The organism is Aeromonas sp. S41-2 (assembly GCF_027705845.1).
GTDB lineage: Bacteria > Pseudomonadota > Gammaproteobacteria > Enterobacterales > Aeromonadaceae > Aeromonas > Aeromonas hydrophila.
In genome coordinates this window covers 253,179-265,769 of the sequence record NZ_JAPDCG010000005.1, presented here as the reverse complement: position 1 = coordinate 265,769, position 12,591 = coordinate 253,179, and the positions used below count along the sequence as shown (strand labels likewise).

Below are 12,591 nucleotides of genomic sequence, written 5' to 3'. Positions count from 1 at the left end.
CCCGTAGACTACGTTTTCAAGATGGTGAAAAACACACGCCTCATTGCTACGATTGAAGTTTTATTACTTTGAGGAGATAACCTAGTTTTCTTGGTAAATTTCAGGGGCTCGTGTCAATTCACTCGATTGAGGAGAGATCAAGGCGTTGGATCCTAGTAGTGAGCCCTTTCAAGATGGACTCCGTAATTCGGGGGGGAAATGTGTCAGGTAATTTCGCACGAACGTTCGATATCACCATATCCAGATTGCCGATGAACTCAGCGATAATCCGTTTCATCTTCGCCTGTTCAAAGCCAACGGCTTTGGCTGTACGGTAGAAATGGCAGGGAAATATATGGTCTATCGCGTATATCTTACCCTTGGATGCGGTAAGTCCCATTGCCAGTTTGGCATCTCGGGGATGTAACCCTCGACCACCAAATGCAGGATACATAGAGAGAATGTCGTAAAATGGTGTCAGTCGGAAGCTTCCCCCCGGTTCTATAAAGACCGAGAAGTTCTTTGCATGACCGTCAGTCGCGGCCAGCAGCCAGAACAGCACTTGAGACTTCATAAACAGGTAACGATCCTGCTCCGGTGTGGCAGACCCCAACAGGGTCGTCATGATGTCAGCAATACTCGGCCCACCATGGCTCTCGTACTTCCGTACTGACGGTACATTCAATACTTGGCAGAAGTCCTCTTGGGGTAGACGCATGATCCAGCTACGATCAGCGGCGTAGCGTCGATCGAAGCGCTCCACTGCCAAAGCCTTGATCTTACCTACCTGCATAATGAAGCAATGCGGGACGGGAAGACCAAACTCTTTAGCTATCAGGGTACAGAGATACTCGTTCTCCACGCTCTGGGAGAGATCTATCGAGTAAGAGTGGCTCTCGATCTTACCAATGGGTAACTTGATGATATGGGTGGTTGGGGTCGCAGCACTCGGTAAGTACCAGCGGTTGTCACGATAGAGTAGCGCGGTCTTTTCCTGAGCCCCGGCGATAGAGATCCGGAAATCCTCAACTTCCCTGACCATCCCAAGAGGGATCCCTTGTTGGTAACTAGTCAGGATATGCTCCAGTTCAGCATCAGAGAGCGGTTTACATTCGATGCGTTTCACATCAGGCGTAGGGGCACCCTGAGCCACCAGTTGCAATGCACCTACGCAGTCCTGACCAATGCAGCTGAGCAGATCAAAAGATTGGGTTGAGTTGGCTTGGTAGCGTGCTACCACCCGGTTTTTTACTTCTAGATTATCCGGCAACAAGTTGCCGAAGAAGTTATAGGGCTCATCGCCTCGATAGCACTGCTGCCGTAACGGCATAGAGAGAGAAATGGGGCGGCTACCCGGCAGTGTTACCCAAGACTCATCGTACTGAAATTGGTGGGCACCGCTAGTTGTCATGGTAAAGGTACCCACTCGGTAACCGTTCATGTATACCCAAAGGTTAGCCATTACCATTCCTCTTTCCAGCCTGAGGAAGGGCTATCCGGTGGATCGGTTCGAGGCTTGATATCAAGGGATAGTTCCAACGCGGCGAGGATTTTGAACAAGGTATCCAACTTGGTTGATTCTGGATTGAGCTCAAAATTGGAGACGGTGTCTTGTCTGATGCCAACCTTGTCGGCAACCTTGCCCTGAGAATATTTTTGCAAAAGCCTGGCATCTTTGAGGTAGGCACTAAGCTGCTTCGCGCTGGTTACTTTCATGATTTGATATACCCGGTTGCTGACGTTATTTCAATTTACACGCTACAGCAGGTATTTCAAGGTTTACACGCTACAGCAGGTATCTTAAAGTTTACACGCTACAGCGGGTACTTCAAGGTTTACACGCTATAGCAGGTGATTTTAGCTTTACTGCCTACAGCGTGTATAACTCGCATCTACAGCCTAAAGGACCTTATTCGGGCCCTGTAACATCCCCATGGTTAAGATAGAAATTTTCACAGGCAGCAATGCTCCAAGATGCAGTTTATGACCCAACGTAATTAGGGGCCGATTAACGTCAGCGACTACTACATGGTGTGTCGTGTCTCTCCCATCACGGGCGTTACCAATCAATGGGCATCGCATTTGCACCGTTCCGGCCAATGAATTGCGAAGGTGCACCGTTCTTAACTTCCCCCTGTCCGTTGACACGAAGGTTCGATGTCATCAATACGCACGCCTTAACTGCTCGTGTAACTCCCACGTAATGAAGATTCAGGCATTGGATTTCGTGCTCGAAGAAAACACCATATTGTCCTCGCGGATAAGTGCGCTTTGGCAGCACGTGATCGTAGAGATCAACATGGAAAACGAGGTCGAACTCCAATCCTTTCGCCTTGTGTAGTGTCATGATCTGAATGGCATCGAGACTGGAGCTTTGAAGCCTACGGAGCTTGTCTGGATCTTCGCAAACAACCGTAAGCTCCGCCGTACCTTCCGCCGAAAGCGGCTGCCTCATCAAGCATGTGGCGGCATTCAATGCGACCGCAACTAGTTCGTAATCCAAGCAAGAGCGGCAACTTAAGATCGCACGTCGAAGCGCACGTCGTTCGTTAGCGGCTAGTTTGGTCGCGCCAGATCGCTCAATCAGCGCCTCTGCTGTCAAGTTCGAATCGAATCGCAACCTCAATAAATCCGAGAAAAGACTTGCCTCCGTTGCAGGTGCAGTCTGGAAAGGGTTCTCCTCGACAAGATGATGGGAAAGACCAATATGGTCAGCAATTAACCGTGCTGAGTGCTGATGACGGCACAAAACAGCTACCCTACTCGCTGCAGCAATCTGATAAAACCGCATTAAATGGGGAATGGCTGTATTCAACCACATACCCATCGCGCCCTGGTGGCCATCGACCGTTTTGATTAGCACCCTCATATCGTTCGACGAGGTAATAGGGTAGTTCGGATCGAGCAGGCGAAGAGCAAAGTCATTGATGGAGGGATGGCTTCGAAAATTAGTGGTAATAGCAAAGTGCACAAATCCACTGCCTGGCGCCGTAAGCTCAATCAAGTACTTCGAATCCTTGTGCGCAAATCCATAGATAGACTGGTCGCTATCTCCGACTGCAACAGCGGTCAATCCTAGAGACTTCAGCTTCAGAAATAGCTGATGTTGGAAGTACCCACTATCCTGATACTCATCGATATATACGGCGCTATACCGTGCAACGAGGTAGTTCTGGCATGCAGGTGATTGCTCGACCACATAGTGAGCAAGCATGCCCACTGTCTCTAGGGGAACAAATCCCAGAGCCAATGCCGCCTGCAAGAACGGCAAGAACTCGGCAGTATTTTCAACGGTACCATTCTGGATCGGCGTTGCCGGTAGCATAAGCCTTACCGTTTCGGGCAGCTCCATGACCTTGACCGTCTTGGTAGGAGTGGCAACAGGTATCAACTGTCGTGTAAACGGAAACACGATCTCGCGTAGGCAAAATTCATCGATCGTGCCGAAGAAAGAACCCTTTACGTCGAAAGCATCAGCTTTACTGCGACGCTCCAGCTCATCGCTTGCTTTGTTCGTGAAGGAGATGGCGATGACACCTTGGTGGCTACGCAACTCTGAAACGAGGTTTCTAACCTTACATGACAGAACGCTGGTTTTCCCACTGCCGGGACGAGCCATTATCACCATATTGCTCGTACATTGAATGGCCTGTGTTTGTTCTGCACTAAACGTGAAGGTATCCATTTTTAAACCTGCGCAGCAGCGGTCATACAGTAAATCAGCGGCTGCAACAGATGCCCATCGGGAGGCGCTCGTAGCGATCCCCCGCAATGCTCAATGAACTGCTGCATGCGGATGGCTTTCTTGCCTTGTAGGTAAGTAATTGCGTCAGGCAATGCTGTGTAGCCATTGAACCCCGCCAGCAAGCCTGGGAGTTCGGCGGCGATGTCGTTCTCCAGATCGATCTGTGAAAGAAAGATACCCAAGGGTGCCACTGCAGCACTTACAGTATTCCAAGTACCATCCGCCAGCGAGGCGGCTTGATCATATGGTACTTGACGGTGAGGCTGATGAGGCATACCTGCCAGCGACAGAGCGCGGTTCATACCCGCCAGGTTGCGCAGTGTCACTCGAGTTCCATTGTGACTACACAGAATATTGGAGATGTCGTTGTCGGTCCGCACAGCCCATGGAATTTCGAGAGCGTCTAGTACTCGTTTGTAGACCTCAAACGCCACTCCATCCACAGACAGCAGTGACACATTGCTATGATCAAGATCGAAGCCATGTACGCGTGCCAGCGCAGAGTAGAACAACATTTCTGAAGGCCCCTCGACCAGCATTACTGCCGAGGCAAAAAATGCTTCCGCAGGAAGGATGCTTATTCGGTATCCAAGTCCTGTCCATGCACTATCGATGCAATTTGAACAACCTTGGCTTGCCGCTCGGGACCCTCCGTGGTGGCGTAGTAGGCGGACGACTGAGTCGGGACGGTAGCTGGCAGCAATCTGAGGGGAATGTGTGGTAACGATGGTCTGGCCAGGCAACGCACTGATCAGGTAACTCGCCAGCTTTCGTTGTTGGTGAGGATGTAGGTGCGCCTCGGGCTCCTCGACGCAATAGATTACCACCTCGTTGTCTTGATCGTGCTCAAGCACGCTTTTGGCCTTCCACAAAGCTAGGAGGATCTGGTTATTACGACCGTCACCACCGAGCATTACACGCGAGCCGTTAGTACTGGCTCCTAGCTCCAACTGCTCAATGAACTGCTCAATACCTATCGCACCGGTATCCAGCGAGACATTGTAACCAGCATTATGGTGTGAGAGTGCCCTTAGTTCGTTGTTGAGGTCTTGGGTTGCCTCAGCTACGTAGTACAGGTTCTTCACGCCAGCATTAACGGATTCAAGTAGGCCCTGAAGAGTTTGCAGCTGTATGGCATCGGCATCCACTTGAGCATCGTCGCGTGCCTCCTGTGCAAGACGCAAAAGATGCCGTTTTTCCGAGCGAATATACCGCATAAGGTCACGCTGAGAGTGGATGTACTTCAGATGAAGATGCTTCATGTAGTAGCGGCTAGGGATAACCTCCATTGCAGAGAGGTCATGACCTGCCGCGATCTCATAGCTGTGGTCTGCCCTAGTGGCCCGAAACTCAAGGAAGAGATGGCCAGTAGCACTGACAAAGCCCTTTAGCTGGGAAAGTACGGCGTCCTGAGTGACTTCAGAGAACGCAACTCTAATCATGAAGTGATCGGCCTGCGTGCCATTTTGCGCGCAATGGAAATCACGTGTTGTCGGTTCGATATCGGCCTCTGACAAGCTTTTATCCAACAAGAGCCGCAACGCATGGATCATGTTGGTTTTACCAACATCGTTGCTTCCAATCACCAAGCTGTTCTTGGCTAGATTAATGTGCGCGTCAGCGAAGTTGCGGTACTGGTTCAGGTAGACGTAGTCAATTTTCATAAGGGGAACGGAGCGTCGTGCCAATTGTTGTGGAGGCCCTGCTAATGACAAGACCCTGCGATTTGGAGAACCATGATTTTTGACGAGTAGTACGTTACCCCACTAGGCTGTGTTCTTAAAGTGATGAATATATAATCTCAATTCTTCTCAACAGCTTAAGACACTATGCAGTGTCCCGTCGTTACCAGTTAACCAATGCACAATGGGGGCTTATCGAGCCCCTTTTTCTATGCCGCCGCATAAGCGGACGCCCTACTCGTGAGCCACGCCAAGTGCTTGATGGCATTCTCTGGATACTTCACACCGGCGCACCTTGGCGAGATCTGCCAGAACGTTTCGGCCCATGGAGCTCGGTCTACAACTCTTTTCGACGTTGGCTGAGTACAGGTCGTATTGATGCCATCCTTGCTGGGCTGCAACTGCATCTCAATGAAGAAGGGCTTATCGACTTCGACCTGTGGTGCATTGACGGCTCCAATGTCAGGGCATCCAAAGATGCTGCCGGAGTGCGTAAAAAACACTCAGGTGAATCAAACTCTTGGTCGCTCTCGTGGTGGCTTTGGCAGCAAAATTCACTTGGTCACTGATGGTAATGGTTTACCGCTGGGGTTCTGCCTTTCGCCGGGGCAATCAGCGGAAATCAGATATGCGACAAGTGCGTTGGCCATGGCAAGGATCCCGACTTCATCAGGCCGTTATCGCACTCGGCCAACACATCTTGCCGCAGATAAGGCCTATAGCAGCAGGGCTCTGCGGGCAGAACTCCGGCGCAGAAAGATAAAAGCGGTCATTCCGCAACGCTGCGACCAGCAACGGTGCCATAAGGGACGTCCACTGGTGTTAGACAAAGCTCGTTATCGTAGGAGAAATGTGGTCGAACGGTGCTTCGGATGGCTGAAGAAGTTTCGCCGATTCTCAACGATGTATGAAAAGCTGGCGGGAAGTTTTGCTGCTTTTATACCAACGAAACGGGTAAGGTGCGGAAAAATGGCCACAGGTATATCTGTGACCATTTCGTACTATTACTAATTACAACTCACTGATATTGCTTTCTCTTGCAGTCATAGTTGCATTTTTATACGGCAGAACCACAGGTGGCATTGTTTTTTGTAGCGTTTGGCAACACAGGAGGGCCTGATGACGCTGAAGGGCGAAGAGCATAGCGGGCAAGGCAATCTGACCATGACCAGTGAACAGCAAGACGAGGCGCTGGAGGCTGCGCTCAGGCAGGCGATCCGCGCCCAGTACCACTTTCGAGCCAGCGAACAGGGGCTGCTGGCCTGGGACGTGCGCCGGCTGGTACGACTGAGCCGCGATCTGCCGGTGCAGGCGGTGGCGCTTGGCGAGATTGCCGAGCTCGATCAGGTGCACTGGTACGGTTATGACGCCGCCAGTCCCACGGTGCGCAGCGTGGTGGCGCACTGTCAGTTGATGATGGCGGCCGATCTCGCCTATCCCATCCTGCTGGACAGCGCCGGTCGGGTGATGGATGGGATGCACCGGGTAGGCAAGGCGTTGCTGCTGGGCCACAGCCATATCGAGGCGCGTCGCTTTGCCGTGGATCCCGAACCCGATTATCAGGGCTGCGACCCCGATACCCTGCCTTATGACGACGGAGCTCGGTTGATTGGATAGTCAGGGTGAACATCGGAAACACTATTTTTCAAGAGATGGATTGCAGGAGATAGCTCAGTGAAGAGAGTGCTAGAGATTCGGAACTATCGGCTCAAAGCCGGGAGTGGAGCGATTTTTCATAGCTTGGTGGCAGAACAGAGTTTGCCTCTACATCGTGAGTGGGGGATGGATGTGGTGAATCACGGACCCTCCCTACATGATCCGGACGTTTATTTTTTGATGCGGGCTTACGATGACCTTGAGGAATTGAACCATTCACAGGCGGCATTCTATGCCACTGAAGCATGGCGGACAGGTCCGAGAGAAGCCATTGTCGAGTTGATCGAGAGCGACGCCAATACTGTGCTCTGGTTGTCTGATGTTGCCATTGATGCACTCCGTGGTTGCTGATGGCATCTGTCACATCCCTTGTTTCCACGGGCTTTTACCGGTTCCGGATGGCCGTGCTACACTGGCTGGCCTAGAGCCTGCCCCCGGGGCCGGCGCCCTTTTCCGTCAACGCCGGAGGTCCGATGCATTGCCCTTTCTGTAGTGCGGTAGATACCAAGGTGATCGATTCCCGTCTGGTGGCCGAAGGCCATCAGGTGCGCCGCCGTCGCGAATGTCTGCTCTGCCACGAGCGCTTCACTACCTTCGAGATGGCCGAGCTGGTGATGCCCCGCGTCATCAAATCCAATGGCTCGCGCGAGCCGTTCAACGAAGACAAGCTGCGCGCCGGCATCTTGCGGGCGCTGGAGAAGCGGCCGGTGAGCATGGAGGCCATCGAAAAGGCGGTCAACCACATCAAGTCCCGCCTGCGCGCCACCGGCGAGCGCGAAGTCGCCTCCCAGCTGGTGGGCAACCTGGTGATGGACGAGCTCAAGAGCCTGGACAAGGTGGCCTATATCCGCTTTGCCTCCGTCTATCGCAGCTTTGAAGATATTCGCGAGTTCGGCGAAGAGATCGCCAAGCTGGAGAAGTAAGTCTTTCTTCCAAACCAGGTTGCCGTGTTCGATTACGCTGCGCTAAGCGAACCGACGATATTGCGTCAGCCTGGATGTGCTGTCAGAGGAGCCCAGATGTTTAGTCAAGACGATTACCAATGGATGAGCCGGGCCCTCGAACTGGCCCGCCGTGGCCGTTACACCACGGCCCCCAACCCTTGCGTCGGCGCCGTGCTGGTGAAAGCCGGCGTGGTGGTGGGAGAGGGCTGGCACCAGCGGGCCGGCGAGCCCCATGCCGAGGTCTACGCCCTGCATGCCGCCGGTGACAACGCCCGTGGCGCCACCGCCTACGTGACCCTGGAGCCCTGCTCCCATCACGGCCGCACCCCGCCCTGCGCCGAGGCACTGATCAAGGCCGGGGTGACCCGGGTGGTCGCCGCCATGGTGGATCCCAACCCTCAGGTGGGTGGACGCGGCCTGCGGATGCTCTCCGAGGCCGGCATCAAGACCGATTTCGGCTTGCTAGCAAGCGAAGCCGAGGCGCTCAACCCGGGCTTTTTCAAGCGGATGCGTACCGCGTTTCCGCAGGTGACGGTCAAGCTCGGCGCCAGCCTGGATGGTCGTACCGCCATGGCGAGCGGCGAGAGCCAGTGGATCACCTCCCCGGAGGCGCGTCGCGACGTGCAGCGGCTGCGGGCTCGCCACGATGCGGTGCTCTCCAGCGCCGAAACCGTGCTGGCGGATAACGCCTCCCTCACCGTGCGCTGGGACGAGCTGCCTGCCTCGGCCAAGGCCGCTTATCCCAAAGAGACCCTGCGCCAGCCGCTGCGGGTCATCGTCGATTCGCAAAACCGGCTCACCCCGGATCTAGCGCTGTTCCAGAGCGAGGGCCCGGTACTGCTGGCTCGCTACAAGGCATCTGGTGAGTGGCCCGCCTGGGTGCAGCAGCTGGAAGTACCGCTGCTGGACGGCAAGCTGGATCTGGTCAGTCTGTTCATGCTGTTGGCCAAGCAGAACGTCAACTCTGTGCTGGTGGAGGCGGGACCGCGGCTGTGCGGCGCCCTGCTGGACAAGGGGCTGGTGGACGAGCTGGTGCTCTATCAGGCTCCCAAACTGATGGGGGATGAGGGGCGCGGCCTGTTCCACCTGCCGGGGCTGACCCGGCTGTTCCAGGCGCCCAAGCTCAACATCAAGGATGTGCGCATGGTGGGGCCGGATATCCGTATTACGGCCAGACTGGCCTGATTTATCAATGTTAAAGGGGGCGGTGCCGCCCCCGTCATCAGCAAGGTGATCTGCATGTTTACCGGAATTATCGAAGCGGTGGGAACCCTGGCCGAGCTGCGCCGCCAGGGTGAGGACATGGCCCTCACCGTGCACGCACCGACCCTGGACTTTGGCGACGTCAAGCTGGGCGACTCCATCGCCACCAACGGCGTCTGCCTCACCGTGATTGCGCTCGGCGACAAGAGCTATACCGCCGACGTGTCGCTGGAAACCCTCTCCCGCACCGGTTTCGCCACCGCCAGGGTGGGGGAGCGGGTCAACCTCGAGAAGGCATTGATGCCCACTTCCCGCCTTGGCGGTCACCTGGTCTCCGGCCATGTGGACGGCATCGGCGAGGTGAAGAGCAAGTCCGCCAGCGGCCGCGCCATCGAGTACTGGATCAAGGCGCCGGGCGAGCTCTCCCGCTACATCGCCGAGAAGGGCTCGATCGCGGTGGACGGCATCAGCCTCACCGTCAACGCGGTGCAGGGGGATCTGTTCCGGCTGACCATAGTGCCCCACACTGCCCAGGAGACCACCATCGCCCAGTGGAAACCTGGCTACAGGGTCAATCTCGAGGTGGATCAGATTGCCCGCTATCTGGAGCGGCTGATGACGGGCAAGCGCGAGGAGAGCAACGCCTCCACCCTGACCCTGGAAAAGCTGGCCCAGTCCGGTTTCCTGTGATGGCCCCTCGGCGGGAAAAACGCTTTTCTGTGATCCCGCGCCGATTGAAATGGGGCCTCCTGTGCCCCATCTAGAGCACAATAGGCAGTATCAAGCCGAGCCGACTGGCTCAATCCCCGCAGCATGTTGATGGAGTAGCCCATGGCGCTAAGCACGACCCAGGAAATCATTGCCGATATCAAGGCTGGCAAGATGGTGATCCTGATGGATGACGAAGACAGGGAGAACGAAGGGGACCTCATCATGGCCGCCTCCTGTGTCCGCCCGGAAGATATCAACTTCATGGCCCGCTACGGCCGGGGGCTCATCTGTCTGACCCTGACTCGGGATCGCTGCAAGCAGCTGGCGCTGCCGCTGATGGTCGATCGCAACAATGCCCAGTTCTCCACCGCCTTCACCGTGACCATCGAAGCGGCCGAAGGGGTAACCACCGGCATCTCCGCCGCCGACCGCGCCGTCACCGTGCAGGCTGCTGTCGCACCGAACGCCAAGGCCGCCGATCTGGTGCAGCCCGGCCACATCTTCCCGCTGATGGCACAGGATGGTGGCGTGCTGACCCGCGCCGGTCACACCGAGGCCGGTTGCGATCTGGCCCGGCTGGCGGGTTACGAGCCGGCGTCCGTCATCGTCGAGATCCTCAACGAAGATGGCACCATGGCGCGCCGCCCTGATCTGGAGCTGTTCGCCGAGCAGCACGGCATCAAGCTCGGCACCATCGCCGACCTCATCGAATACCGCAACCAGCACGAGACCACGGTAGAGAAGGTGGCCGAGTGCAAGCTGCCCACCGAGTTTGGCGAATTTGACCTCATCACCTTCCGCGACACCATCGACAACCAGGTGCACTTCGCCCTGAAAAAGGGTGAGGTTCAGGCCGAGCAGCCAACCCTGGTGCGGGTCCATCTGCACGACGTGCTGAGCGATCTGCTGTTGACCGATCGCCACAGCGCCCGCAGCTGGCCGCTGCCCAAATCCATGGCCCGCATCGCCGATGAAGGCGGGGTGCTGGTGATCCTGGGGGCGGAAGCCCACGGCGCCGAGCTGCTGGCCCGGGTCAAAGGGTTCGAGGCGGCGGACAAGGGGCTGGCACCGGAAGGGGCCAAGTGGCAGGGCACCTCGCGCCGGGTCGGCGTCGGTTCCCAGATCCTCAAGGCGCTGGGTGTCGGCAAGATGCGCCTGTTGAGCTCACCGAAGAAGTATCATGCCCTCGGCGGTTTCGGCCTGGAAGTGGTGGAGTACGTCGGCGAATAAGTCTGATGTGATGAAATGAATATGAAGCAAGGGATGACCTCGGTCATCCCTTGCTGTTTTGCCTCAGCGGCGCCGGCGCAACCAGGCCAGCGGCAGCAGCAACAGGGCTGCGAATCCGGTGGCGCCACCACCGCCACTGCTTGACGTGGTCGTCGTTGTGGTGGTCGTGGTGGTATCCGGAGTCTTGGTGGGCTCGCTGGTGAGACTGATCAAGGCCCCTTCAAGACGCTGGCTCGCCCCCTGTTCATTGGTGGCGGTGAGTTCAACGCCCTGCACGCGCAGGGTACCGACTGTATTGTTGCCATCGGCGCGAAGGCGCAGGGTGCAGGTTTGACCCGCCTCCAGACGTGCGGCGCAGCCGTTGCTCATGGCGGGAGCGTCGCTGTAGAAGCCGCTCAGGGTGACCGCCTGGTTGCTGCGGTTGGCCAGCAGGTAGTCGGCCCAGCCACTGGTGCCTGAAGGCAGGATCAGGCCGCGGACCGTGGTCAGGGTGACGCCTTGCTGCTGCTCGGTGATCCAGTCACTGAAGGCGGGGGCGTAGACATAGCCACCGGCGCTGCCGGTGGCGCAGGGGAAGGCCCCGTAGCTGGTCACGCCGACCAGTTGTCCACCATAAGTGAGCGGGCCACCGCTGTCGCCTTTGCAGGTGTCCTGACCGGCCAGCTTGCCGGCGAAGATATGGGTCGTGGTCGGGTCACCGTACCAGAAGTCCCGGTCTCCCCGATAGGCGAGATCCACCGCCAGCAGCTGCGGGCTGGCTTTGGTCGCGCTGGGGTCGATGCCACCGTACCCCAGGGCATGCAGCATGGTCGTGTTCTGCTGCCAGGTATCCTTGATGACGGGGTCGGCGATGGCGATCGGTGTCTGGGTAACGGGCGTGGCAAGGTGCAGCAGGGCCACATCCGAGGCGTTCGGGGTGTCGCGATAACCCAGATTGATGAGCAGGTTGACGTAATACTCCGGGTGCATCAGCACCTGATCGACCTTGCTGCGAAGGTGAGGGCGGCTGAGATCACTCACCCCGATGGCCACTTCCATGGGGCCGGACTGGGCCTCTGCGACGCAGTGCGCAGCGGTGAGTACCCACTGCTTGTCGATGAGGGTGCCGCCGCAGAAATTGCTCCAATTGCCGTTGACGACTTCGCCGACGGCCACCATCCAGCTGGGGGCTGTCACGGCGCTGCCGCCGATGATGCGCGGGCTGCCAGCATCGGCCTGAGCAGCCAGCGGCAGCAGGCAGGCGAGTGCGACGCCGCTGCGTTTGAAATCCAACATACTGAACTCCTTGGTGTTATTATTTTAACCCGTAGTAGGGTGGCGTATTATTATCAGGTCGGATCAGTTAAGCAAAAAGTCAATTGCGCTGTCGTTGCCAGAAGTGTGATGCATGTTTTTGTCCGATTCCCCTTTGTGCTAGAATGTGCGCACTTTTGACTCCGGC

Annotated in this window: 11 protein-coding genes and 1 pseudogene; 7 read left to right on the top strand and 5 right to left on the bottom strand. The window is 56.5% G+C overall.

Annotated elements, in window-relative coordinates:
- Window positions 1–118 precede the first annotated feature (118 nt).
- From OKC44_RS14060 to OKC44_RS14045, 4 genes are all read right to left on the bottom strand, one after another.
- Entirely contained in the window at window positions 119–1,441 is a 1,323-nt protein-coding gene (locus tag OKC44_RS14060) for a type II toxin-antitoxin system HipA family toxin (RefSeq protein WP_113068876.1), read from the bottom strand.
- Window positions 1,441–1,695 carry a helix-turn-helix domain-containing protein gene (locus tag OKC44_RS14055; protein ID WP_113068875.1) on the bottom strand — a complete coding sequence of 85 codons (255 nt, stop codon included), beginning with the start codon at window positions 1,693–1,695 and terminating at the stop codon, window positions 1,441–1,443. The genes OKC44_RS14060 and OKC44_RS14055 overlap by 1 nt, the downstream gene beginning before the upstream one ends.
- Window positions 1,696–2,038: 343 nt before the next feature.
- Window positions 2,039–3,664 carry a UvrD-helicase domain-containing protein gene (locus OKC44_RS14050; RefSeq protein ID WP_113068874.1) on the bottom strand — a complete coding sequence of 542 codons (1,626 nt, stop codon included), beginning with the start codon at window positions 3,662–3,664 and terminating at the stop codon, window positions 2,039–2,041.
- Between the two features lie 2 nt (window positions 3,665–3,666).
- Window positions 3,667–5,388: an ATP-dependent nuclease gene (locus OKC44_RS14045; protein ID WP_270813512.1), complete on the bottom strand. Its 1,722-nt coding sequence runs from the start codon at window positions 5,386–5,388 to the stop codon at window positions 3,667–3,669.
- A 239-nt stretch (window positions 5,389–5,627) separates the two neighbouring features.
- Between OKC44_RS14045 and OKC44_RS14040 the strand changes: the two are divergent.
- The 7 genes and pseudogenes from OKC44_RS14040 (at window position 5,628) to ribBA (ending at window position 11,150) form a co-directional block, all read left to right on the top strand.
- A pseudogene (locus tag OKC44_RS14040) lies at window positions 5,628–6,417 on the top strand (IS5 family transposase).
- A gap of 153 nt (window positions 6,418–6,570) precedes the next feature.
- Entirely contained in the window at window positions 6,571–7,023 is a 453-nt protein-coding gene (locus tag OKC44_RS14035) for a hypothetical protein (protein WP_257622368.1), read from the top strand.
- A 57-nt stretch (window positions 7,024–7,080) separates the two neighbouring features.
- Window positions 7,081–7,413 carry an NIPSNAP family protein gene (locus OKC44_RS14030; RefSeq protein WP_219279607.1) on the top strand — a complete coding sequence of 111 codons (333 nt, stop codon included), beginning with the start codon at window positions 7,081–7,083 and terminating at the stop codon, window positions 7,411–7,413.
- Window positions 7,414–7,535: 122 nt separating this feature from the next.
- Window positions 7,536–7,985 (top strand): transcriptional regulator NrdR, encoded by a 450-nt coding sequence (nrdR, locus tag OKC44_RS14025; RefSeq protein ID WP_010675395.1) that lies wholly within the window; start codon window positions 7,536–7,538, stop codon window positions 7,983–7,985.
- A 96-nt stretch (window positions 7,986–8,081) separates the two neighbouring features.
- Complete coding sequence (ribD, locus tag OKC44_RS14020) at window positions 8,082–9,191, top strand: bifunctional diaminohydroxyphosphoribosylaminopyrimidine deaminase/5-amino-6-(5-phosphoribosylamino)uracil reductase RibD (protein WP_270813506.1); 1,110 nt, start codon at window positions 8,082–8,084, stop codon at window positions 9,189–9,191.
- Window positions 9,192–9,245: 54 nt separating this feature from the next.
- Window positions 9,246–9,899, top strand: coding sequence for a riboflavin synthase (locus tag OKC44_RS14015; protein WP_270813504.1), 654 nt, complete (start codon window positions 9,246–9,248; stop codon window positions 9,897–9,899).
- Window positions 9,900–10,040: 141 nt separating this feature from the next.
- Window positions 10,041–11,150 carry a bifunctional 3,4-dihydroxy-2-butanone-4-phosphate synthase/GTP cyclohydrolase II gene (ribBA, locus tag OKC44_RS14010; RefSeq protein WP_016351734.1) on the top strand — a complete coding sequence of 370 codons (1,110 nt, stop codon included), beginning with the start codon at window positions 10,041–10,043 and terminating at the stop codon, window positions 11,148–11,150.
- A gap of 63 nt (window positions 11,151–11,213) precedes the next feature.
- Here ribBA and OKC44_RS14005 read toward each other — a convergent pair whose 3' ends face one another.
- Window positions 11,214–12,425, bottom strand: a complete 1,212-nt coding sequence (locus OKC44_RS14005; RefSeq protein WP_270813502.1) for a S1 family peptidase — start codon at window positions 12,423–12,425, stop codon at window positions 11,214–11,216.
- Window positions 12,426–12,591 lie beyond the last annotated feature (166 nt).